At 30.7% G+C, this 22,600-nt stretch carries 24 protein-coding genes and 1 other RNA gene; 17 read left to right on the forward strand and 8 right to left on the reverse strand.

What is annotated here, in order from left to right:
- Positions 1-2 precede the first annotated feature (2 nt).
- The 10 genes from DUT90_RS02450 (at position 3) to DUT90_RS02495 (ending at position 9,517) form a co-directional block, all read left to right on the forward strand.
- Positions 3-419: a nuclear transport factor 2 family protein gene (locus DUT90_RS02450; protein ID WP_114425129.1), complete on the forward strand. Its 417-nt coding sequence runs from the start codon at positions 3-5 to the stop codon at positions 417-419.
- A 46-nt stretch (positions 420-465) separates the two neighbouring features.
- The gene (locus tag DUT90_RS02455) at positions 466-1,572 is read left to right on the forward strand and encodes a serine hydrolase (RefSeq protein WP_114425130.1); all 1,107 of its coding nucleotides are present in this window, start codon (positions 466-468) and stop codon (positions 1,570-1,572) included.
- Positions 1,573-1,584: 12 nt separating this feature from the next.
- Positions 1,585-2,613 (forward strand): serine hydrolase, encoded by a 1,029-nt coding sequence (locus tag DUT90_RS02460; RefSeq protein ID WP_114425131.1) that lies wholly within the window; start codon positions 1,585-1,587, stop codon positions 2,611-2,613.
- A gap of 4 nt (positions 2,614-2,617) precedes the next feature.
- Positions 2,618-3,070, forward strand: a complete 453-nt coding sequence (locus tag DUT90_RS02465) for a DUF4440 domain-containing protein (RefSeq protein ID WP_114425132.1) — start codon at positions 2,618-2,620, stop codon at positions 3,068-3,070.
- A gap of 327 nt (positions 3,071-3,397) precedes the next feature.
- The gene (locus DUT90_RS02470; protein ID WP_114425133.1) at positions 3,398-4,633 is read left to right on the forward strand and encodes a DEAD/DEAH box helicase; all 1,236 of its coding nucleotides are present in this window, start codon (positions 3,398-3,400) and stop codon (positions 4,631-4,633) included.
- 159 nt (positions 4,634-4,792) lie between these two features.
- Positions 4,793-5,200, forward strand: coding sequence for a carboxypeptidase-like regulatory domain-containing protein (locus DUT90_RS02475; protein WP_114425134.1), 408 nt, complete (start codon positions 4,793-4,795; stop codon positions 5,198-5,200).
- Between the two features lie 3 nt (positions 5,201-5,203).
- Positions 5,204-6,214, forward strand: a complete 1,011-nt coding sequence (locus DUT90_RS02480; protein ID WP_114425135.1) for a transglutaminase domain-containing protein — start codon at positions 5,204-5,206, stop codon at positions 6,212-6,214.
- Positions 6,215-6,266: 52 nt separating this feature from the next.
- Positions 6,267-7,172 carry a neutral zinc metallopeptidase gene (locus DUT90_RS02485; RefSeq protein WP_114425136.1) on the forward strand — a complete coding sequence of 302 codons (906 nt, stop codon included), beginning with the start codon at positions 6,267-6,269 and terminating at the stop codon, positions 7,170-7,172.
- 121 nt (positions 7,173-7,293) lie between these two features.
- Positions 7,294-8,433, forward strand: a complete 1,140-nt coding sequence (locus DUT90_RS02490; RefSeq protein ID WP_114425137.1) for a hypothetical protein — start codon at positions 7,294-7,296, stop codon at positions 8,431-8,433.
- Complete coding sequence (locus DUT90_RS02495) at positions 8,423-9,517, forward strand: nucleotidyltransferase family protein (RefSeq protein ID WP_114425138.1); 1,095 nt, start codon at positions 8,423-8,425, stop codon at positions 9,515-9,517. Before DUT90_RS02490 ends, DUT90_RS02495 begins: the two co-directional genes overlap by 11 nt.
- Here DUT90_RS02495 and murC read toward each other — a convergent pair.
- Positions 9,501-10,853: a UDP-N-acetylmuramate--L-alanine ligase gene (gene murC / locus DUT90_RS02500; RefSeq protein ID WP_114425139.1), complete on the reverse strand. Its 1,353-nt coding sequence runs from the start codon at positions 10,851-10,853 to the stop codon at positions 9,501-9,503. The genes DUT90_RS02495 and murC overlap by 17 nt on opposite strands.
- A 211-nt stretch (positions 10,854-11,064) precedes the next feature.
- Here murC and DUT90_RS02505 point away from each other — a divergent pair, with 211 nt between their 5' ends.
- Positions 11,065-11,505, forward strand: a complete 441-nt coding sequence (locus DUT90_RS02505) for a hypothetical protein (RefSeq protein ID WP_114425140.1) — start codon at positions 11,065-11,067, stop codon at positions 11,503-11,505.
- A 147-nt stretch (positions 11,506-11,652) separates the two neighbouring features.
- Positions 11,653-12,099 carry a hypothetical protein gene (locus tag DUT90_RS02510; RefSeq protein ID WP_114425141.1) on the forward strand — a complete coding sequence of 149 codons (447 nt, stop codon included), beginning with the start codon at positions 11,653-11,655 and terminating at the stop codon, positions 12,097-12,099.
- 33 nt (positions 12,100-12,132) lie between these two features.
- On the opposite strand, the gene DUT90_RS02515 is transcribed toward DUT90_RS02510, so the two are convergent.
- Both DUT90_RS02515 and DUT90_RS02520 read right to left on the reverse strand, forming a co-directional pair.
- Positions 12,133-12,663, reverse strand: coding sequence for a DUF4136 domain-containing protein (locus DUT90_RS02515; protein WP_114425142.1), 531 nt, complete (start codon positions 12,661-12,663; stop codon positions 12,133-12,135).
- A 19-nt stretch (positions 12,664-12,682) separates the two neighbouring features.
- A complete protein-coding gene (locus DUT90_RS02520; protein ID WP_114425143.1) occupies positions 12,683-13,642 on the reverse strand; it encodes a M28 family peptidase in 960 nt (319 codons plus the stop codon).
- Positions 13,643-13,708: 66 nt separating this feature from the next.
- Here DUT90_RS02520 and kdsA point away from each other — a divergent pair, with 66 nt between their 5' ends.
- A complete protein-coding gene (gene kdsA / locus DUT90_RS02525) occupies positions 13,709-14,527 on the forward strand; it encodes a 3-deoxy-8-phosphooctulonate synthase (protein WP_114425144.1) in 819 nt (272 codons plus the stop codon).
- Between the two features lie 210 nt (positions 14,528-14,737).
- A complete protein-coding gene (locus DUT90_RS02530; RefSeq protein ID WP_114425145.1) occupies positions 14,738-15,688 on the forward strand; it encodes a transglutaminase domain-containing protein in 951 nt (316 codons plus the stop codon).
- Here DUT90_RS02530 and DUT90_RS02535 read toward each other — a convergent pair whose 3' ends face one another.
- Positions 15,689-16,060 (reverse strand): DUF1801 domain-containing protein, encoded by a 372-nt coding sequence (locus DUT90_RS02535; protein WP_114425146.1) that lies wholly within the window; start codon positions 16,058-16,060, stop codon positions 15,689-15,691.
- Positions 16,061-16,098: 38 nt separating this feature from the next.
- On the opposite strand from DUT90_RS02535, the gene DUT90_RS02540 reads away from it, so the two are divergent.
- Both DUT90_RS02540 and DUT90_RS02545 read left to right on the forward strand, forming a co-directional pair.
- Positions 16,099-16,653: a hypothetical protein gene (locus DUT90_RS02540; protein WP_114425147.1), complete on the forward strand. Its 555-nt coding sequence runs from the start codon at positions 16,099-16,101 to the stop codon at positions 16,651-16,653.
- A gap of 44 nt (positions 16,654-16,697) precedes the next feature.
- Positions 16,698-17,015 (forward strand): DUF2809 domain-containing protein, encoded by a 318-nt coding sequence (locus DUT90_RS02545; RefSeq protein ID WP_181858126.1) that lies wholly within the window; start codon positions 16,698-16,700, stop codon positions 17,013-17,015.
- On the opposite strand, the gene DUT90_RS02550 is transcribed toward DUT90_RS02545, so the two are convergent.
- Together DUT90_RS02550 and DUT90_RS02555 are read right to left on the reverse strand one after the other, a co-directional pair.
- The gene (locus DUT90_RS02550) at positions 16,999-18,210 is read right to left on the reverse strand and encodes a mechanosensitive ion channel family protein (RefSeq protein ID WP_181858127.1); all 1,212 of its coding nucleotides are present in this window, start codon (positions 18,208-18,210) and stop codon (positions 16,999-17,001) included. The genes DUT90_RS02545 and DUT90_RS02550 overlap by 17 nt on opposite strands.
- Before the next feature lie 467 nt (positions 18,211-18,677).
- Positions 18,678-18,887, reverse strand: a complete 210-nt coding sequence (locus DUT90_RS02555; protein ID WP_114425150.1) for a DUF2945 domain-containing protein — start codon at positions 18,885-18,887, stop codon at positions 18,678-18,680.
- A 286-nt stretch (positions 18,888-19,173) separates the two neighbouring features.
- Here DUT90_RS02555 and ssrA point away from each other — a divergent pair.
- Positions 19,174-19,566, forward strand: a transfer-messenger RNA (tmRNA) gene (gene ssrA / locus DUT90_RS02560).
- Between the two features lie 642 nt (positions 19,567-20,208).
- On the opposite strand, the gene DUT90_RS02565 is transcribed toward ssrA, so the two are convergent.
- Positions 20,209-21,228 (reverse strand): UDP-glucose--hexose-1-phosphate uridylyltransferase, encoded by a 1,020-nt coding sequence (locus DUT90_RS02565; protein WP_408962302.1) that lies wholly within the window; start codon positions 21,226-21,228, stop codon positions 20,209-20,211.
- Positions 21,229-21,243: 15 nt separating this feature from the next.
- Positions 21,244-22,392: a galactokinase gene (gene galK / locus DUT90_RS02570; RefSeq protein WP_114425152.1), complete on the reverse strand. Its 1,149-nt coding sequence runs from the start codon at positions 22,390-22,392 to the stop codon at positions 21,244-21,246.
- Positions 22,393-22,600 lie beyond the last annotated feature (208 nt).

Genomic DNA, 22,600 nt, shown 5'->3' on the forward strand with positions numbered 1-22,600 from the left:
ATATGAAAACAAAAATCATCACATTATTACTTTGTATAAGTTTATCAGCAACAGTTTGTGCTCAAGATTCAGATTATACATTAATTGAAAAAACCGTGTCTTATTATTTAGATGGTGGCACAAATAACGATTTTGAAACGCTAAAAAAAGCCTTTCACAAAACAGCTACAATGAAATTTATTCGCAATGGTAAATACGTTGAAGTTAATGCTATAGAATTTTTTAAAAAAGCTATTACCCCTGGACCTAAACAGAACAGGAAAACATATGTTTCTTACATCAATATATCAGGAAACGTAGCAAATGCTAAACTTCAAATAGATTATGAAACCTTTAGTTTTATCGATTATATGAATCTTATTAAGATTGATGGGGAATGGAAAGTGGTGAGTAAAATATTTTATAGAAAGAAGAATTAACGAAACAATTTCAAAAATCTTTGATACTTAACTAATCATATACATTATGAAAAGAATACTATTTTTTGTTGTAATAGCTATTGTGGCTATTAGTTGCAATTTTACTACAAAAGAAAAAAGCTACAAAGCAGAAAATCCGATTGAAGAAAAAATAAAAAAAGTAATGGATGAAAATAATGTTCCTGGCTTATCCATCGGAATTATTAGAAACGGAAAAATAGATATACTCCAAGGTTTTGGAACAAAATCGAGAAAAGACACCACTAAAGTAAATGAAAGTTCAATATTTCAGATTGCTTCACAGTCTAAGATGTTTACTGGCATAATTATTAATAATTTAATTCAAGAAGGAAAACTAAATCTTGAAGAACCAATTACAAGTTATTTTCCATCAGACATCAACGAAAATGCCAAAAAACGATTGCATAAAATTAAACTGAAATTTTTATTAAACCATACGTCTGGTATATCAAGTGATGCTTGTTTTGTTTATAGCGAAAGAATTGATGGTGATGCTTGGACAAAGGGATATTCCAAAGAACAACTCATAAAAGACATTAACAATATAAAGTTGGAATTTGAACCAAGTTCACAGTTTCAATACTCCAATTCAGGGTACGCAATAGTTGGCTTCATTTGTGAGACGGTCAGCAATTTAAGTTACGGTCAGCTTCTCGAAAAATATGTCACCCTTCCATATAAGCTAAACAATACATCTGTAAAATTAAGTGATAGCCAAATTTTAAAATTGGTAACGCCTTACAGAAAAGATAATAGAACGGTAGAGACAAAACCCTCAAATATGGGAATGGCTACACCTGCAAGTGCTATTTACTCCAATGCAACGGATCTGACCAAAATATTATCTGAACAAATTAAGGCATACCGATTGTACGACAGCCTGAACGAACAAGGTCCTCTTATCCTAACCAAACAGACTTCTAAAATGGATGAAAAACTCCAATATGGTTTTGGTCTTATAAAAATGACAGGCGGTTCTGATATAAAATATAGTCACGGAGGCGATGCAGACGGGTTTGCATGCGAGTATTTCTTCAGTCCTCAAAAAAACAATGGAGTTGTTATACTTACATCAAGTGGAGGAAGATGGCTTGGAAAATTAGCAGATGGAATTCTTGAAAATTTGAAATAATAATCTAGTAAAATGGAACATAAAATAATTCAACTCTTAATATTAGTATTAACCTTGACACTTTCTGGTTGTAAAAACTACAAAAGTGTAGATGCCTACGTCGATGAAATAAACGAAAAAGGAGAACTCAATGGTAATGTTCTTGTTGTAAAAAATAAGGAAGTTTTATATGAAAACTCTTTTGGCATTAGTCATCCTAAAACAAAAGAACCTTTAACAGCATCTCATCGTTTTGCTATTGGTTCTATTTCTAAAGAATTCCCAGGAGTGTCTATAATGCAACTCTATGAGCGTGGAAAACTGAAACTTGACGACAAAGTAAGTAAATATCTTAACGATTTACCAACTTGGGCTTCGACTATAAGCATTCAGCAATTGTTTAAATACACAAGCGGTTTACCAAGAGTAGCATGGGAACGTTATGGAGAAAATCAAATGACTGTTACTCATGAATTGCTACTGAATGATTTAAAGAAAGTAGAAGAACTTACTTTTAAACCTGGTACAGACTACCTGTATTCAAACTACAATCCTATATTGCTCATTCATATTGTAGAAAAGGTTTCTGGTCAATCTTTTGAGCGTTATGTTACTCAAAATATATTTAAGCCTGCAAAAATGACGAATAGCTATTTTGCAAAAGCTGCACCTTGGAAAAACGAAATACTACCTGCATATCCTTTTAACAAAGAAAACAAACTAGATGTTTTTAAGATGGATGGGATTAAGTTTTTAATGTTATTTACAGCGCAAGATATATACCAATATCTCCAGCACTTGCATAGTTATCAATTACTGTCAAAAGAATCCGTAAAGCTCCTTTCTGAAAAGGAAGGCTCCCAATCGCCTTTAGGTGTTTTAGAATGGAACGATGATAAATTAGAGGTTCACCATCATCATGGTGAGCAAGGAAGCTATGAGGCAATAATTAGATATTTTCCTGAAGAAGAATTATATATCATCATCTTAAAGAATCAAAAGGTTTTTAATGTAATGGATATGGCAGACGAGATATACAATATAATAATCACTAATAAATAGTAAAATGAAATATCTAACTAAAATAATTTTAGCGCTTGCAGTATTTAGTCAAGTGCAAGCACAAACACAAGTCTTAAACGGTAACAAAAAAGATATTCAAACTATCTTGAAAAATACAGCGGATTTTTCAAAACACGTTATGTCCTCAAACTATGAAATGATAGCTGCATCTTACACAGAAGATGCCAAAATATTTCCTAATAATATGAAAATTCTAGAAGGCAAAGATATTATCAAATATTGGACTTTACCAAAAGGGTTAAGTACATCACATCATAAGATTACACAAAATGAAATAACCATTATTAAAGATACAGCTTACGATTACGGTTATTATGAAGGCAAAACACAAAACATTAAAGGTGAAGAAAGAACTTGGGGTGGCAAATATGTTATTGTTTGGAAAAAAATAAATGGTGACTGGAAAATATATCTGGATATTTGGAATAATATTTAGCTCATAATACAAATGTAATTTAATCACATAAATTCGTACCAATAAAATAGGCATTCCAGTATTATAACAAAATAGAAATAAGGTAATATTTATGAAATTATAAAATCGAATATTGCAACATGATCAAGTAAATAATATATACTAACAAAAAACTAAATTAATTACTAATGCAAGCCTTCTTACAAAATTCTCTTTAAATTCTCTTTGTTCAAGATCATCTACCAAATCAGATGTTTAGAATACGCAACTAAAACACACAAAAAAAGTTAAAACAAAACACTTTAAATACCCAATTCTTTTCAATTACCTTTGCATAAAAACTAATCAATGCAATTCACAGAATTACCTCTTAACAAGTCCATCTTAAAAGCAATTGCAGAAGCAAGATTTCAAAGACCAACTTTAGTACAAGAAAAAACAATTCCTTTAGTTTTAGCAAAAAAAAATGTAATTGTTGCTGCACAAACGGGCACAGGAAAAACTGCAGCTTTTGCGTTGCCTATTATAAATTTGTTATTTGACAAACAAGATGCAGAAAAAGGAGCAAAAACCATAAAAGCATTGGTGGTTACGCCTACTCGTGAGTTGGCTATTCAGATTTTAGAAAACTTCAAAAGTTATAGTACATATTCTAATTTAAGAACCACTGCCGTTTTTGGCGGTGTTTCTCTAGAACCACAAAAAGAAATTTTAGCCAAAGGCATAGATATTTTAATTGCCACTCCTGGTCGTTTGATTGATTTGCAAATTCAGGGAAATATTGACTTGTCTGCTATAGAAATTTTTGTGTTAGATGAAGCCGATTTAATGTTAGATATGGGGTTTATCAATGATGTTAAAAAAATTGAGCAACTCACCCCAAAGAAAAAACAAACCTTATTGTTTTCTGCCACTATTCCAGAAAAGATTGACAAATTGGCTAAATCTGTAATTAAAAACGCAGTTAAAATTGAAATTAATCCTAAGGAAACTACCGCTAAAAATATTGGTCAATTATTGTATTATTTGCCAAAAAAAAACAAAACGGATTTATGTTTGCATTTGTTACGAAATACAATTCATGGTAAAATTATTATTTTTAGACGTACCAAATTTGGGGTTGATAAACTAGAACAAACTTTACTTAAAAACGATTACAAGGCCACTAGCATTCACGGAGACAAATCTCAAAGTATACGAAACAAAGCTATTGAAGATTTTAAAAACAAAACAGCAACGATTTTAATTGCCACTGATGTTGCCGCTAGAGGAATTGACATTACCAATGTAGATGCTGTTATTAATTTTGATATGCCAAACGTACCAGAAACGTATGTGCATAGAATTGGTAGAACTGGTAGAGCCGGAAAATCTGGTATCGCATTTTCTTTTTGTTCTCCTGATGAAAATATCTATATAAAAAACATAGAAGCCTTACTAGAAAAATTTATCAAGGTTATAGAAGATCATCCTTACCCTATCAACAAACCAAAACACAAAAAAAAGCAACCTAATACCATTAGTAAACATAAAAAAAGCAGAAAATCTGAGGCTTCTAAAAAGAAGAAAAAACGTTGGTATTAATGTAGAAAAATAAATTATGGGGTTGTTTTAACAACTCTCTTTTTAAATTTACCTAAATAAAAAGTAACTTTAACCCTTTAAAAAGAACTGATTACTAAATTTTTATTTTTGTTTTCTTTGGTTCTTTATAGCTTAGATGTGAATTTAATACATACAATAATGAAAACTACAAAAACCACTACATTGCAAAAACCTACACTTCTTTTATGGAGTTTATTTTTATCTTTTTTCTTATTTTCAAATACTAGTTTAGCGCAAGAAATTTTGGTAAAAGGAGTTGTAAAAGGGCTCGTAGAATCTGAAACTGAACTTTTAGATGGTGCTAACGTCTATTTAAAAAATGCTAATGAGTCTACTACAACTAATAAAAAAGGCGAATTTACATTTCCTAAAAAATTAAAAAAAGGTGATATTCTTGTATTTTCTTACCTCGGGTTTGAAAAACAAAATATAAAAATTAAAGAAGATACATCATTCTTAACAGTACTATTAAAAGAGGAAGATATTGAAATGTTAGGCGCATTAAATTCAGAAAAACGCTTTAAATCAAAAAGAGCGAAACAATAATAAATGCGTTTATTTTTATTTATCCTACTATGCCTATTTCATAAAAATTATTTTGCCCAAAAGTCCGATTTTAAACATATAAATTTTTCTAAGGCTGATAATATTGCTAAATCGTACAAAAGCAAAGATTTACAAAACCTAAATAAAATTACATTTGCATTAACACAGAATTTAGACACAGATGTAGAAAAATTTAGAGCCATTTATATATGGGTTACTTCAAATATTGAAAACGACTACAATCTTTATTTAAAAAACGATAGAAAAAGAAAACGGTATAAAAAGGATTCTATTAAACAAAAGAAATGGAATTCTAAGTTTCAAAAAACGCTTTTTAAAAAACTTAGAAAAAAGAAAAAAACAATTTGTACTGGTTATGCATACCTACTTAAAGAAATGTCTGCCATTGTTGGAATAAAATCTATTTTAGTAAACGGATCTGGTAGAACCAGCACTACAGGCATAGAAGACCTAAATTATGCAAACCACACTTGGAACTTGGTTTTACTACATAAAAAATGGTATTTATGTGATGCCACTTGGGCTGCAGGAATACCTCATCCTGAGAAAGGATTCTTTCAATTCAACTATTCAGACGCGTATTTTTTAGCAACTCCTAGCCTATTCTTTTTTAATCATTTTCCAATCAATAGCAACCATACATTACTAGGTAAAAATTCTAAAAGCTTTGAAGAGTTTATCAAAATGCCTATACTTTATAGAGGTGCTCATGAAATTTTATCTGCCCACGAATATCCAAAAAAAATGCATCACAAAATTAAAATTGATAGCATTTTTACGTTTCAATACTTAGTTAAAAAAGATATAGTACCAGAAAATATAAAATTCATAAGAAGTAAAGGAACTACAGAAAAGACCATAGTACCAGAAGTTCTTTTAAAAAATAAACTTTTAACACTACATCATAAATTTAAAGAAAAAGGTTTTTTTGATATTCATTTGTATATAGAAAACATGTTGATTTCTACATATACCTTTGAAGTTTTTGAATGATTAAAAACGAAAAAAATTAGTACATTTAAAACCTAACAAAAAACCAAAAATAATGAAGTGGAAAAATAGACGCAGAAGCGCTAATGTAGATGACAGAAGAGGGCAACGTTCTGCTAGAGGGTTTACTAGTGGTTCTGGTTCTGGCGGTGGTTTAGTAAAGCTATTTCTCCCTTTAATCTTAAAATTAATAACCACTAAAAAAGGACTACTTATTTTAGTAGTAATTGTTGGGGTAATGTATTTTACAGGTAACAATCCTTTACAAATGTTAAATGCAGGTGCTTCTAACAAAATACAAAATACACAATACAAGGGTTCTGCAGCCGAAAATGAGTTGGCAGCATTTAGTGCAACGATTTTAGCAGACACAGAAGATGTTTGGAACAAGCTACTCTCTAATTATAGAGAACCTACACTAGTTCTTTTTTCCAACTCAGTTACCTCTGCTTGTGGCAATGCCTCTAGTGCAACAGGTCCTTTTTATTGCCCTGGTGATGAAAAACTGTACATAGATTTAAGTTTTTTTAAGGAAATGGAACATAGAATGAATGCTCCTGGAGATTTTGCTCAAGCCTACGTAATTGCTCATGAAGTTGGGCATCACATTCAAAACTTAATGGGCACAACAGATAAAATGCAACGTTTAAGAGGGCAAATTTCTAAAACTGAATACAATAAATTATCTGTAAAACTTGAACTTCAAGCAGATTTCTTAGCTGGTGTTTGGGCGCATTATTCTCAAAAAATGAATCAATCTATGGAACCTGGTGATTTGGAAGAAGCTTTAAACGCTGCAAATGCAATAGGTGATGACCGCTTGCAAAAAAATGCTACAGGTAGGGTTGTGCCAGATTCTTTTACTCATGGAACATCTGCCCAAAGAATGCGTTGGTTTAAAAAAGGTTTTGATACAGGCGATTTGTCTCAAGGTGATACTTTTAGTGCAAATTCATTGTAATCGAAAGTTATAGAATGATAAAATAATTTCCCTCTATACTAGCATAAAAATATTTATTTTAAAACTACAACCTTAAAACAGAATAATTACTTTAATTTACATATAAACAGCATCTACCTAAATGAAACAAACTCATCAGTTTCTACATAAACCTATTGAAGACAAAACAATTGTTTGGTTTGAAAATACCAATGAATACCTAATTTTAGAAAATACTACAGCAGATATTTTAAAAAGACTAAGTAAAGGGCTTTCGGTGAAGGAAATTGCTACTGCTTTAGCAAAAAAACTCTCTGTTCCTTTAGATAAAACTATTGATTTTGTGCTAGATTTAGAAAAAAGATTATATACCCCTAAAACTAAGAAAGAAGTGGACATTGTTAATGACTATAGAGATGTAAAAATTCCAGATTCTTTTGAGTTTACCAAATATTACAAGGTTAATAATGTAGTTTTTAAAATATCTTATTCTAGTGAAACCGAGCTTTCTTATGTACATCCAAAATTTGCTCATTTAACTATTAAGAAACCAGTTAAGTTCGATCATTTTTTTGATGTATTCATAGAAAATAAATACATCTTTTTCTATGTAAATAAAGAATTTATTGGAGCATGGAGTCCTAAAGAAATTCATTATTTTCAAGGTAAATTCTCTATGGAACTTATTCAGAAAATTCATAACAAAGAAGAAGATAAATGGATGGGCGTTTTCCATGCTTCTGCAGTTAGTAATGGTAAAAAATCAATTCTTTTTTTAGGTGATTCTGGAAACGGAAAAAGTACTTCTCTTGCACTATTGCAGGCAAATACATTTAGTTGTTTAGCAGATGATTTTGTTCCTATAGATGTAAAAAAACAAGAAATTTATAGTTTTCCTGCGGCAATATCAATCAAAAAAAGTAGTTTAGATACCTTATTACCTATTTATCCAGAATTAAAAACTACTGCAGAATATAATTTTACGCGTTTAAACAAGGTTGTACGTTACCTAAAACCCAATAATAATAACTTTTTTAATCATTTGCCTTGTAATGATCTTATTTTTATAAAATACCAACAAGATGCTGAGTTGCAATGCACAAAAATAGCTAGTGTAGATGCTTTTCAACAATTGGTGCCAGATTCTTGGTTATCTCCGCTAAAAGACAATGCAGCAGTCTTTTTAGACTGGTTCTCTACCTTACAATGTTATCAATTAACCTATTCTAATAATGAAGAAATGATTGCGACAGTTTCTAAAATATTTGACGATGACCTATAAAGAAACATTATTTTTTATTGGAAAATGTCTTACAATCAATCAAGAAAAACAAAACAAAATCATTGTTAAAAACAGATTAGAAGCTAATGATATTGACTGGGAATCTATAGTAAAAGTAAGTACAGCTCATTATGTGTTTCCTGCTTTGTACTGCAACCTAAAAAAAGCAAATTTTCTAGATTTTCTACCAGACGATTTGGTAGCATACATGAAACATATTACAGATTTAAATAGAGAACGAAACGTAAGTATAATAACCCAAGCAAAAGAAATCAATCAATTGTTGTTGGCAAACAATATTACACCAATTTTTCTAAAAGGAACAGGAAACCTCTTAGAAGGTTTATATGATGATATTGCAGAAAGAATGGTAGGTGATGTAGATTTTATCGTGCAAAAAAATCAATATACTAAAACCATTGAAATTTTAAAAAAAGATGGGTATCACAAGGAGACTGATAAGGAACATGACATGACATTTCATTGGCATTATCCTCCGCTTTTAAAAGAAAATAAATTAGCCTCTGTAGAGGTGCATAAAGACATTTTAAAAGATAATTACACCTATCTTCTAAATTATAATACTATTTCTAAAAATACAATTAAAAAATCACCTTTTGTATTTGAATCTTTAAATGATAAAATTTTAAATGCTCTGCTACCCAAAATTATAAATGACAATTTATATGATTCTAAAAGTTTTTCTTTAAGAACAATGTATGATACTTTTTTACTGTTCTCAAAAAAAGAAAACGCTAAACTTGATTTAAGAATTGAAGGTAAACCCGCTATTAAATTAAACAATGTTTTAAGTTGTATTCAGTTAACTCTAAATTTAAAAACCAGTGTTCTCAACGAGATAACAACAGAAAAATCTTATCTCAAAAACTACGTTAAAAACTTAGAAAATTCAAAAACAGAAAAATTTAAAACTTACTTTTTTAAATACTACACAATTAACAAAGGACGTCTTAATGTTTTTATAAAATCTTTTAAAAACGAAGAGTACAGAAAATATGCTTTAAAAAGATTGGTTTGTCTAGATTTTTACAAAAGATTAATTGGCATTAAACCAGACGTGTAAGCTCTTCAAAATCTAAACCACCATAATTACCAGAACTCATTAAAACCATAGCGGTATTCTGTAAGCTTTCTTGAAACAAAAAATCTTTAAAATCTTGAGGGTTTGTATAAACAATTAAATCATCTCTTTGAAAAGCATTTGCTATTTGTTGTTTGGTAACTTCAGACAACTGTTTAATTTTTACAGCATGAGGAGAATAAAAAACAACTGCTTTATCAGCTGTATTTAAAGCACCTTTGTACTCTGACAAAAATTCAGCATTTAAACTAGAATAGGTATGCAACTCTAAACAAGCCAATACCGTTCTTTTAGCATACTGTTCTTTTATAGCCTTAGTTGTGGCTGCTACTTTACTTGGGCTATGTGCAAAATCTTTAAAAATTACTGTAGTTTTATTTTCAGCAATCTTTTCTAATCGCTTACTGGCTCCACTAAAACTAGCAATAGCCTCGTAAAAATCATCCTCATCTATCCCCATATGTTGGCAAATCCATTTGGCTCCAGCTAAATTTTGTAAATTGTGTTTGCCAAAAATTTCTAAAGGTAAATCTCCTTCTGCTGTTTCTAAATAAGTGGTGCCATCTTCAATAAAATAGTTAGGGGTTTCATAAGGATATTTTTTAATATGGTTTTCAGATGATTCTACAACATTTTTTACATATTCATCTTCAATATTATACACCATACTACCTCCGTTTACCATAGCATCCGTAAAAATCTTAAACTGATCTACATAGTTTTCAAACGTTGGAAAAACGTTAATATGATCCCAGGCAATACCGCTTAACAAAGCAATATTAGGCTTGTACAAATGAAATTTTGGGCGTCTGTCTATAGGAGAACTCAAGTACTCATCTCCCTCTAAAACAATAAAATCATTATCTGTGGTTAAATGCACCATAGTTTCAAAACCTTCTAATTGTGCACCAACCATATAATCTACTTCTCTTTCATGATAATTTAACACATGTAAAATCATAGACGTAATTGTTGTTTTTCCATGAGAACCACCAATAACAACCCTTGTTTTATCTTTAGATTGTTCATACAAAAATTCAGGATAAGAATATATTTTTAACCCTAATTCTTGTGCCTTTAGCAATTCTAGATTGTTTTTCTTAGCATGCATTCCTAAAATAATGACATCTAAGTTTGCTGATATTTTTTCTGGAAACCACCCAAACTCAGCAGGTAACAAACCGTATTTTTCCAATCGTGATTTTGACGGATTGTGAATTGTATCATCACTACCAGAAACTTGATACCCTTTTTGATGCAAAGCAATAGCTAAGTTGTGCATTGCGCTTCCGCCAATGGCTATAAAATGAATTCTCATTGCATAAAACTTTAAGAAGTAAAAATACAAAAGCTTCTTACAATAAGAATTATATTTAGAAATAAACTCAAGTAAAAATTTCAATTGTTATTTACCTTTTTTTTCTAAAAAAAGTACTGTAACTATCAACTTTTGTAGCAAATTATTTTTATTGTAAAGACCTCTAGTATACTTTTTTTTTAATTTTGTTATCAATAAAAATATAAAAGTTATGAAAAAAAATGTGATGGTTTTAGTTTTTTTGTGTGCAATTTTCTTTTCTGCAAAAGCACAAGAAATTTCAAACAACGCTATTGGTGTAAGAATTAGTGAAGGTTTCTCTGGTGTGGCTCCTGAAATATCATATCAAAAAAAAGTACGAACAAACAAGCGTTTAGAACTAAACCTAAAGCTTCAAAACAGTATTAACGACTTAGAGTTTGTAGGTTTGTATGAGTGGGTTTGGAACATCAAAAACAACTTTAATTGGTATGCAGGTCCTGGTATTGGTTTTAGAGATTTTTCTCGTTTTCCTATTTTTCTTACTGGCGTAATTGGGGTAGAGTATAATTTTACATCTCCCCTTCTTTTGTCTATTGATTACCGACCAGAAACCAATAGATCTAATTTGTTAAACGCCAATTTAGGATTCTCGTTAAAATATCAATTTTAAAAGCATTTAGTTAAAAATTGTAACTTTTCTCTAAAAAAGAATTTCCAAAAACTCACTATTATTTAAGGTAATTTTTAATTGAAATGAGTTAACATAAACTGAATAACCCCGCTAATTTTGTAGTATATAAATTATAAATCAACAATTATGAAAAAAATAGTATTCGTATTTAGTTTAATTTTTGCAGCAACTTTTTCTATAAACGCTCAAGACATTTCTGACAACGCAATTGGACTGCGTTTTGGTGGCGGAAATGGTATTGGTGGAGAAGTTTCATACCAAAAAGCTTTAGGTAGCAACAACAGGTTAGAAATAGATTTAGGGTTGGCCAATGAATTTGCAAATTTTAAAGTTACAGGTTTATACCAATGGGTTTGGAATTTAGAGAATAAGTTTAACTGGTATGCAGGTGCTGGTGGCGGAATTGTTTCTGCTTCAGGAACAGGAATTTATGCAGCAGGTGTTGTAGGTATAGAGTACAATTTTGACGCGCCAATATTATTATCTATAGATTACAGACCAGAAGTAGGAGTTGCTGGTGGTTTAGACGGATTAAATTCTGATGTAGCTTTATCGGTTAGATACCAATTCTAAAATACAACATAAAAAAAGTAAAAAACCTCTAAATTAATTTTTAGAGGTTTTTTTTTGTGGATATTCTTCTAGAATTTTGCGCACTACAATATCAATATATGATGTTCTTTCTTGCGGACTTCTTTTCTCTTTAACGGCAGACAGTAAAGAACCTTCCCACACTAAATTATTAGAACTTGCATCTACAAACTTAATTATTATGGTTTCATTATTTTTTTTACCTCCTATTGGTATTCCTCCAGATATACCAAAACCTCCATTTCTACCCCCACTACCTAGTCCAATACCAATAGTATTGTTAGCTTGAATTTCTGAATACTTCGCATCAAAATAAATAAAAAAATCTGGCTGAGCGTTGGTTGTCATTTCTTTTGTTTTCAACTCTTTTTCTATCGCTGCAGTTATTCTTTTTCTATCAAAATCGTTTAAACTGTCTCCGTTATCTTCATAAAATTCAAAGGACTTGTATTTTGTAAAATTGGTATCAGGCTCAAAATCTACAACCACTTTTGAAGTACTACACCCCAAACATATCAAAAAAAATAAATATTTAAAATTTTTCATAAACTGTCTAAAACTATAATTATTTGTCTTTTTCTTCTATAATTACTCTTGTAGGGGTATCTGTACCCTTTATAATACTTTCTGTACCCTTTGCAACAGCCTTAATGGTTTCCGTAATTACGGTAATATCTAAGGTTTCTGCTTCATCTGATGCTTGATGATAATCTTTGTCTACATCTATAGGAGTAGCAGAAAATGTATGAGAAGGTACGCCTAAACGTGCCAAAGAAGCATTGTCTGACCTAAAAAATAAATTGAATTTTTTATACGGGTCTGGATGTAGACTATACCCTGTACCTTCTAGGTTTTTCTGAACTATTGTACCAAAATCAGAACGGTCAAAACCTGTTAACCAAGCGGTATTGGGGCCAAAACTAGATGTTTTACCAATCATTTCTAAATTAATACCCGCTACAAATTTAGAAGCATCTATTCCTTTTCCAAAATGAGTAGAACCAATTAATCCCATTTCTTCTGCCGTAAAAGCAACAAACAAAATACTTCTTTCATTATCTCCTTTCTCTTTAAAATATTCTGCCAAGGCCAATACACCTGTAACCCCAGAAGCATCATCATTTGCGCCATTGTAAATACTATCCAATTGTCCTTCTTTTTTTCGAATACCTAAATGATCATAATGGGCAGATACAATTACATATTCATCTTTTTTGGTCTTCCCTTCTAAAACACCAATAATATTGCTTGATGTAATTTCCGCACCTGTTCTTCTATTGGTAAAAGTAAACGTTTGCCTATAATTTTGTAACGTATCAAAAGTGGTTAACCCAATTCTTTTAAATTCATTTTCTATGTACACAGCTGCTTTTTCAATTCCAGGAGTTCCTGCTTTTCTGCCTTCCATAGCATCATCAGACAAGGTATATAGGTGTTTTTTTACGGTTTTTGGTGCAATAACAGCTTCCTTTTTACAAGAAAGAACAACTAAACACAAAAGTAACAGGCTATAATATTTTTTCATAATTCGATATTTTGAACCCTAAATATAACTAATTTAAATGCTTATTTTTGTTTAAAATTTTAACTCATGATTTTATCTGAAATACCCAATATAAAACACACCAACTCTAATAACTTTTTTTTGTTAGCTGGTCCTTGTGCCATAGAAGGAGAAGGTATGGCGTTAAGAATTGCAGAAAAAGTAATTTCTATTACAGATAAACTTCAAATTCCTTTTATTTTTAAAGGAAGTTTTAAAAAAGCAAACAGAAGTAGAATAGATAGTTTTACAGGTATTGGAGATGAAAAAGCTTTAAAAATTTTGCAAAAAGTTTCTCAAACTTTTGATGTTCCTACAGTTACCGATATTCACGAGGTTGCTGATGCCACAAAAGCTGCCGAATATGTAGACGTATTACAAATTCCGGCTTTTTTAGTACGACAAACAGATTTGGTGGTTGCCGCAGCCAGAACAGGTAAAGTTGTCAACTTAAAAAAAGGACAATTTATGAGTCCTGCAGCTATGAAACACGCTGTACAAAAAGTAAAAGATGCTGGCTCTAACAAAGCTTGGATAACAGACAGAGGTACTATGTTTGGCTACCAAGACATGATTGTAGATTTTAGAGGCATACCAGAAATGCGTCAATTTGCACCTACCATCTTAGATGTTACCCACTCTTTACAGCAACCCAACCAAACTGAAGGTATTACAGGTGGAAGACCAGAAATGATAGAAACCATTGCCAGAGCTGGAGTAGTAAATAACGTAGACGGTTTGTTTATAGAAACTCATTTTGATCCTGCCAATGCAAAATCTGATGGTGCTAATATGTTGCATTTAGACAATTTAGAAGGGTTATTGACAAATTTGGTTGCCATCCGTAAAACGATAAATAGCCTCTAAACTTTATTTATTTGGGCGTTTTAACAGGCTTTCGCTACTCGCTTTTTTTCTAAAAAAAGAGCTCAAACACACCGCTCAATCCTTAACGCACTTATTCAGTTCTATAAAACATATGACACCATTCAGGTTTTTTAAATCAGAATGGTGTCTCTTGCTTAAAAACAAAACAGGCACAATTTTTGTCTTACAAAATTGTTTACCTTTTGTATTATGAAATCACTTTTATTTTTTCTTCTTTTTGTTGCTAGCCTGCAAAGTCAAAATTTTACTCATGTAGACAATTTGGTTGGCAAATATCCAAATTTTTCTAGAGTTGAAGATTTGGCCAATAAAATTGCCAAGGATTTTACTAGCGAAGAAGATAAAGTTAGAGCAGCATTTTATTGGTTGGCCACTACCATTAGATATAATTTAAAAGAATATTACAATCCGTCACAAAGAAGCTATAATTTTAGATACAGTACAGAAGCAGAAAAACAACAAAAATTACAAGCCATAAAAGATAAAATTGTGGCTACTGCTTTTGCTACAAAATATGGAGTTTGCGAAGAGTATGCACAAGCTTTTAAAAAAATTTGTGACTTATTGGGTATAGAGGCAGCAGTCATATCTGGTAATGTAAGAAACGTTCCGCAGGAAATAGGAAAACCTGAAAAAGCCTCTAACCATGCTTGGAACGCTGTAAAACTAAATGATAAATGGGTTATTCTAGATGCCACTTGGGCTGCTGGATACGAGTACAACGGACGCTGGGTACAACTATTTAACAATTATTTCTATGATATTCCCAAACATAAAATTTTAAAAACGCATTATCCAAAAGATACACTGTGGCTGTTACGATTTGGAAGAATGAGTGTTACTGAATTTTACAATCAGCCAATTTATGGAAACCTCTTTTTAAATTCTGACGTAGAACTTATAACTCCGCAAACAGGAATTTTAAACGTAAACCCTTCTAAAGAAATCCGTTTGAAATTTAAAAACTTAAACGTCAATGATCTTATTTTTTATACATTTAACGGACAACGATACGCTCAAAAACCAATTATTTTAGTAGAAAAGGAAAGCACTACACTATTGATTAAAAATGCAAAAGCGAACTCTTATTTAAACGTTTTTATCAATAAAGATGCGGCATTGCAATTTAAAACCAAATAATTACTTTTTCTTATAAAAGCCTTTTCCTTTTAATTGATGTGCTTCTTCTAAAACCGTTAGCAATACCTCTTCATTAATATCATCAATAGAAAAATATCGTAAAGACTTTACTACTTTTCTATTTTCTGAAATTAAAAATTCGTTATATTTTGTTAAATGCGCAGATACCCAAAAAGCAACGTCTACGTAACCTTTTTTTTTAGACGGATTTAAATAGCAAAAGGGTTTGTTGTTTAAATAATAAAACGGAATTTTCCATTTAAACTGTAAATCTACATCAGGAAAACTTATTTCTATTAAAATTTGCAGATGCAACAGAATAGATTTAAATGGTTCTGGTTGATTTAAAATGTATGTTTCTGCTGGTTTCAATTGAGTATATTAGCGTTCTATAAAAATAAAAAAAATTTATGAACAACAATGGATCTGTTACTTTTGTAGCTAAAGGTTTTGCAAGTATTCTTATTGGTATTTATTTTTTACTTGGTGCTTATTTTATAAAAAGTACGATAAACAATCTTGTAACAACCCCACATAGCCCTACCGTATTTTCTGACATTTATCTAATAGTGCTTATCTTGTTTACTGTTTTGTTATGCTGTTCTTTAACTTTATTTATTTTTGCTAAAAAGTTGGCAAAAGAGCGTCAGGTTTTACTGTACAATATCTCTTCTAAAAAAACGGTTACCATATATACAATTGGTATTATATTGTTGTTTCTGTCTAGTTTAATGTTGTTTCAATATCAGTATTTTGAGTATGTTACTCCTGTTTTCTTGCTGCTGTATGCCTTATGGTTGTTGGTTATGAAAAACAAATTGCGTAAAGATTTTAAAATGATTTCTATATTGTGTTTCTTTTTAGCCATAATTTGTTTCTTAATTCCTAGCTATTGGTATTCTTCTTTATCTCTTTTAGGAATTGCACATATTACGTATGGCGTCATTACACATTCAAAATCTTGATTTATCACAAAAAATATCTTATTAGTTTTGTACTACTTTTTATAGTGGAAGTAGTTATAGCAAGGTATGCTTCAGGTTTTTTACGACATACCATTGGAGATGTTATTGCCCCAATTTTGGTGTACTGTTTCATTAAAAGTTTTACCCATATTTCTGTTAGTAAAGCACTAATTGTTGTTTTACTAATTTCGTTTGCCATAGAGTTTTTACAACTTAGCAATCTTCAGAATATGTATCCTAAAAATATTGCTTATTATCTTAAAATTATTTTGGGTACTTCTTTTGATATTGGAGATTTGATAGCCTATACCTTAGGTTTAGTAATAGTGTATGTTATTGAAAAAATTAATCACCAATTTTAAAACCAGGTTTTTGATAGTCTTTAGGTATGTTTTCTGGAGGTACAGTTAACACATTGCCATCTCTTACTGCATTGTAATGCGGGGACAGTATTTCTATACCAGCATTGTGCAATTCATTTTTTATGCTTTCGTGCAAATATGAATAAATTAGAGCTGCTTTTTCTGGGTGTTTGGTATGGCAATTAATTTCGTAGTTTATGTAAAAATCGTCTAAACTTTTAACCAAAACAAATGGTTCTGGAGTTTCTAAAATCATTTGAGTGTTTTTTGCTCCTTTAACCAAAGCTTTTATAACATTGCCACTAGGTACGTCATAACCAATAGTTACTGAAGTATGTAAAACAATACCTACTTCTTCTGCAGCATTTTTACTAAAATTGATAATGTGGTTGCCTAAAATTGAAGAGTTTGGTATGGTAATGTCTAAATTTTTGATGGTTTTTACTCTTGTAACTAATAAACTTCTTTCGGTAACATCTCCAATAGTGTCTCCTATTTCTACACGATCTCCTATTTTAAAAGGTCTCATATATGTAATTACAATACCTGCCACAATGTTAGATATTGCAGAAGTAGAACCTAAAGAAAATAAGACTCCAAAGAAAATAGAAACTCCTTTAAACGCATCTGAATCGGACCCTGGTATGTATGGAAAACAAATAATTGCTGCAAAAGCAATGATAACTACCCTTACTAAATTAAAGGTAGGTTTTGCCCAATCTGCATGAAAACCGTCTAACCTTACCGCTTCTCTTTCTAACTCTCCTGTCAAGTATTTTAAGAATTTTAAGAGGTATTTGGTTGCAAAAATAATAACAACTATAAAAAACAAGCCCGGTATAAACGCTAAAAAACCATTTACAACAAAGTGTACTGGTTTTAAAATATATGAAAATACCGTATCTGCAATCTCTTGGGTTTCTGGTATAAACCTGAATACAAAAGGCAAGTAAAAAACTAAAAAGAAAATACTAATGGCTATTCTTAGCGTTCGAATAGAAAATTTTAGAATGTGCTTTTCTCTTCTTGGGGTTATAAATCTAAAAAGTTTAGCAACTTCTTTATTTTTGAATAAAATATTTCTGTCTAATTTATCGGCCTTTATTTGTAACCAATTGAATAGTTTTTTTACTACAAAAAAGAAAATTAAAATTCCGAGTAAAGAAATTCCGAAATAAATATACTTTAAAACCACTAGTTTTTGTTTTAGTTGATGAATAGTAAATGTAACTATTTTTTTAAACTTGGTGTTTAAAACTTATTTTATAGTAAAGTTTACAATAGCTTTAAAGTATCAGTTGAAGTGATTTTTTGATAGGAAGGTAGTTTCTATATTGTATTGAAGAAATTGAAATTTTTATATGCGACTGCAGTTTTGCCCAAATGAGCAGACTTTTTAAAAATGTACAATTGGATTCTAAAAGGCTCATGTGAGTTAGCACTAAGAAAGTTTATGCTACCTTAGATTCATTTTTGGTCTAAAATTGTATTGGAGACGCATGACATTTTAGACGAAAGTCTAACATCGCTTTAATTTTTATCCGTTTCATTTCTAAAAACCACTCGATTTGACGACTTTTGAGTAATGTCCTCTCTATTAAACTTATAGAAGATGCTTTTTAGTTAAAATTAAAAATGGATTTTTTGCTAAACGTCTTTAACCTATACTCTTTCTACTTCGCTTTCAGATTTTAAAACTTTACTACCATCTTCTTGTTCTATATACAGGGCTTTGTTACCAGACTCTCCATTTCTAGTTACCTCATTTCCTTTAATTGTTTTGGTTATTTTTTGGGTATAGGTTTCTATAACTTTACCTTCGGCTGTTCCGTTTCCCCAATTCCATTTTACTTGTGTTCCTGTTTTAATCATCTTTTGTATTTTTGAGTACTCAAAATTAATTTAAGATGTTGTTTGTTTTTTGCTCAAATCATTGAAGTTTTATACCATTTGGTTTTAACGTAAATTTTAAAGGAATTTATAAATTAAAACCTTTACTATTTTTGTACTTTTGCAGACCGCGTTAAGGATTGAGCGATGTGTTTGAGTTCTTTTATGAAATGTAATGGAATAAAAAACGAGTAGCGAAAGCCTGACTTTAGCTTAAAATGCTTTTTAAGCAAAGTAACGCCCAAGGAAATAGCATCTTTGACATATTGAGGACGACTGGTTTTGACAGCAAGGTCAGAGAATTTGTAAGCATATCAAGGAATGAAATTATTCTTGTAAAACTTATTTCAAACTTATAAACGGCGAAGATAACTACGCTTTAGCTGCATAATCTGAATTATAGTAAGATTAGCCTAGGCTCACAAGGTGAGCAAGCTTTATGTCCACGAAAAGCCTTGGTTTGCGGCGTTTCACTTTTGGGCATCGTAAAAGTAAACATAGAAAACCTATTGCTTCGTTAGGTTTTTGAAATTTAAGAAGTTAAGTGTAAAGTGGATTGTTCTTAATCAGCTTTACATCGAAAATTAAGTAAGAACTAAATATGTAGAAAGCTAATTTGCTGCTTGTTTGGACCCGAGTTCGATTCTCGGCGTCTCCACAATTAACCCTGTAAATAATTAATTTATAGGGTTTTATTTTTTTAGATGTTGTTTTTGATGTCAGGAAGTTATTTTGCAAAGATCAACTACTATATAACCAAAGAGGTTCATTTTGCAAATTTGGTTTCATATCTAATACTTTAGGGTCTGCATTTGGTTACTTAGGAACAATGAATTTAGTCTTTTTGTAAACTCGTTTTTGGGTTGAATTGTATTTAACATAAATTTCATTAAACATAAATACATATAAAGTTTATTAGATTGTTTAGGTACATTTTCTTTATCTAAAACCTCATTTTTTTATTCCTAACCCTCTTTCTTTTAGTTGCACTACTTGTTCTTTTATGGTAAATGTTTTTTTACTAAACATACATAAATTCTTTTTTACGGGTTAGGTATAAGAAGCAAAAGACACCCACTAGGACGCTGTTTTAGTGGTTAGTTTTAACATACTTATTATATGCTTTTTCTACAACAGCAGCTTCTTGTAAATTAATGTAATTTTTTTAGTACAGATGTTTGGTATAATAACATTTGTATATTACAATTTATTAAGTCTTTAAAATAGAAATTTTAATTCATTAACGTATTGCATATTAAAATCATTTTAGGTTTTACTTTGTGTAATTCTGCTAAAACCAGTTTTACACCAAACCTCTAAGTCTGCTTGCCGCTTGTTCTGCAGTAATATCTCGCTGTGGCGTACCAAACATTTCATAACCAACCATAAACTTTTTAACAGTTGCACTTCTTAATAATGGAGGATAAAAACTCATATGAAAATGCCAATGACTATTATCTAAACCATTTGTTGGAGCTTGATGAATTCCGCTGGAATACGGAAAAGACGTATTGAACAATTTATCGTATGCTTTGGTTATTACAGCTATAGCTTCAGCAAAATGTAACGCCTCATCATTAGTTAATTGAGAAATACTTTCTTTTTGTTTTTTCGGTGCAATCATGGTTTCAAAAGGCCATACAGCCCAAAAAGGGACTAAAACTACAAAATTATCATTCTCAAAAATAACTCTTTCATTTACTTTTAATTCTTGCTCTAAATAGTCACCTAAAAGACTACTATTGTTTTCCTTTTTATAGGTAAATTGTTGCTGATTTTTTTTATCTACTTCATTTGGCAAAGTAGATTGACTCCATATTTGTCCATGAGGATGTGGATTACTACACCCCATAACAGCTCCTTTATTTTCAAAAATTTGAACATAATTAATGGTCGGTTCTTTTGCCAATGCTTCATATTCTTTTTGCCATGTAAAAACTACTTTCTGTATTTCTTTTGGAGACATATCTGCCAAACTCTTAGAATGATCTGGACTAAAACAAATTACTTTACAAATACCTGTTTCGCTTTGTGCTTTAAAAAGCCCTTCATCTATTTGAAAAGAAGGAGAATCATTTTGCAATGCTGCAAAATCATTAACAAATACAAAAACATCTGTATATTTAGGATTTACTTCACCATTTATTCTGGTATTACCTGGACACAAATAGCAGCTCTCATCATATGTTGGACGCTTATCATTGTTCACAACTTCATTCTGCCCTTGCCAAGGGCGCTTAGCTCTGTGAGGAGAAACTAACACCCATTCTCCTGTTAAGATATTAAATCTTTTATGAGAGTAATCTTGTAAATTTGTATTCACCATTTTTGTTGTTTATTAATCTATTAAACGTGTACCATCAGACAGCTCTATAAAATAGACAGAACATGCTTTATTAAATTTATTTTCATATGCTTTAGATGTTGCATTTGCAAAAGACTCAATTGCTGTTCTTTTAATCAAATTAATAGTACAACCACCAAAACCTCCACCCATCATTCTAGCACCCAAAACGTGTTTATTTTTTTTAGCCTGATTTACCAAGAAATCTAATTCGTTACAACTTACTTTAAATTGATGTTGTAAACCATTGTGAGAAGCATATATTAATGCCCCTAAAGTTTCTAAATCATTCTGTTGTATTGCCTTGGCTGCTTTTTGAGTTCTAGCAATTTCTTGAATAACATACAATGCTTTTTGGTAATTCTCTGGTGTAACTTTATCAATAATTTTTTCTAAATCATTTTCGGTTGCATCTCTTAGCGTTTCTACATTTAACAATGCTGCAATATTTTCGCACACAGAACGCCTATCATTATATGCACTATCAGATAAACTATGCTTTACATTTGTATTGATAAGTAGTAACTGATACTCTTTAAAATTAATTTTATACGGAACAGATTCTATAGTTCTACAATCTAAAAGCAACGCGTTATTTTCTATACCAAACATACTTGCATACTGATCCATAATTCCACATTTTACACCAACATAATTGTGTTCTGCTTTTTGCGAAATTAAAATCATCTCTTTTTTGGTCAAGCCTAAATCAAACAATTTATTTAAACCAAAAACAACACTATTTTCTAATGCAGCAGAAGAAGACATACCTGCACCTCCTGGAATATCACCTTTACAAACAATATTAAAATTACCTACAACCTTATTTCTGTTCTGAATTTCAGCGATAACTCCAAACACATAATTTTCCCAACTCCCCTCTTTTGAGGGTTTTAGATTATCTAAATCAAACTTAACTGTACTCACTAAATCTAATGCTATTGCTGTACAATTGCCTGAAGTACTTTTTGCTAACCCAGCAACTATACCTTTGTTTACAGCAGCCGGAAAAACGAATCCTCCGTTATAATCAGTATGTTCTCCAATAATATTAATTCTTCCAGGAGAAAAGATCAATAACGGTTCTACTTTAAAAGTTTCTATATACTTTTGTTGTACTTCTTTTGCAAGTAATTGATTCATTTGCTAATCTATTTAAATTTTTAAGCAGCTTTAAGAATACACAAATATAACTGCAAAACTACCCGCTACTAAAACCGCTACAAATATAATTAACGTGAGTTCGACTTAACTTATATCTATATTAGGCAAAAATCTTTGAATTTTAATACTAGGTTTCTTGTCAAGGAAAGAGTAAGCTGTTAAACCTGCGATTAAATTCCCTAAAAAG

It is taken from the genome of Polaribacter sp. WD7, assembly GCF_003335085.1.
Classification (GTDB): Bacteria; Bacteroidota; Bacteroidia; order Flavobacteriales; family Flavobacteriaceae; genus Polaribacter.

What these genes read in the sequence shown, in the direction of transcription:
- DUT90_RS02485 (WP_114425136.1), top strand. Translation starts at nt 6,267, where the DNA reads ATGAAGTGGAAAAATAGACGCAGAAGCGCTAATGTAGATGACAGAAGA.
- DUT90_RS02450 (WP_114425129.1), top strand. Translation starts at nt 3, where the DNA reads ATGAAAACAAAAATCATCACATTATTACTTTGTATAAGTTTATCAGCA.
- DUT90_RS02495 (WP_114425138.1), top strand. Translation starts at nt 8,423, where the DNA reads ATGACCTATAAAGAAACATTATTTTTTATTGGAAAATGTCTTACAATC.
- DUT90_RS02505 (WP_114425140.1), top strand. Translation starts at nt 11,065, where the DNA reads ATGAAAAAAAATGTGATGGTTTTAGTTTTTTTGTGTGCAATTTTCTTT.
- DUT90_RS02455 (WP_114425130.1), top strand. Translation starts at nt 466, where the DNA reads ATGAAAAGAATACTATTTTTTGTTGTAATAGCTATTGTGGCTATTAGT.
- galK (WP_114425152.1), bottom strand. Translation starts at nt 22,392, where the DNA reads ATGAATCAATTACTTGCAAAAGAAGTACAACAAAAGTATATAGAAACT.
- DUT90_RS02530 (WP_114425145.1), top strand. Translation starts at nt 14,738, where the DNA reads ATGAAATCACTTTTATTTTTTCTTCTTTTTGTTGCTAGCCTGCAAAGT.
- DUT90_RS02480 (WP_114425135.1), top strand. Translation starts at nt 5,204, where the DNA reads ATGCGTTTATTTTTATTTATCCTACTATGCCTATTTCATAAAAATTAT.
- DUT90_RS02555 (WP_114425150.1), bottom strand. Translation starts at nt 18,887, where the DNA reads ATGATTAAAACAGGAACACAAGTAAAATGGAATTGGGGAAACGGAACA.
- DUT90_RS02515 (WP_114425142.1), bottom strand. Translation starts at nt 12,663, where the DNA reads ATGAAAAATTTTAAATATTTATTTTTTTTGATATGTTTGGGGTGTAGT.
- DUT90_RS02465 (WP_114425132.1), top strand. Translation starts at nt 2,618, where the DNA reads ATGAAATATCTAACTAAAATAATTTTAGCGCTTGCAGTATTTAGTCAA.
- DUT90_RS02475 (WP_114425134.1), top strand. Translation starts at nt 4,793, where the DNA reads ATGAAAACTACAAAAACCACTACATTGCAAAAACCTACACTTCTTTTA.
- kdsA (WP_114425144.1), top strand. Translation starts at nt 13,709, where the DNA reads ATGATTTTATCTGAAATACCCAATATAAAACACACCAACTCTAATAAC.
- DUT90_RS02540 (WP_114425147.1), top strand. Translation starts at nt 16,099, where the DNA reads ATGAACAACAATGGATCTGTTACTTTTGTAGCTAAAGGTTTTGCAAGT.
- DUT90_RS02520 (WP_114425143.1), bottom strand. Translation starts at nt 13,642, where the DNA reads ATGAAAAAATATTATAGCCTGTTACTTTTGTGTTTAGTTGTTCTTTCT.
- murC (WP_114425139.1), bottom strand. Translation starts at nt 10,853, where the DNA reads ATGAGAATTCATTTTATAGCCATTGGCGGAAGCGCAATGCACAACTTA.
- DUT90_RS02510 (WP_114425141.1), top strand. Translation starts at nt 11,653, where the DNA reads ATGAAAAAAATAGTATTCGTATTTAGTTTAATTTTTGCAGCAACTTTT.
- DUT90_RS02490 (WP_114425137.1), top strand. Translation starts at nt 7,294, where the DNA reads ATGAAACAAACTCATCAGTTTCTACATAAACCTATTGAAGACAAAACA.
- DUT90_RS02470 (WP_114425133.1), top strand. Translation starts at nt 3,398, where the DNA reads ATGCAATTCACAGAATTACCTCTTAACAAGTCCATCTTAAAAGCAATT.
- DUT90_RS02460 (WP_114425131.1), top strand. Translation starts at nt 1,585, where the DNA reads ATGGAACATAAAATAATTCAACTCTTAATATTAGTATTAACCTTGACA.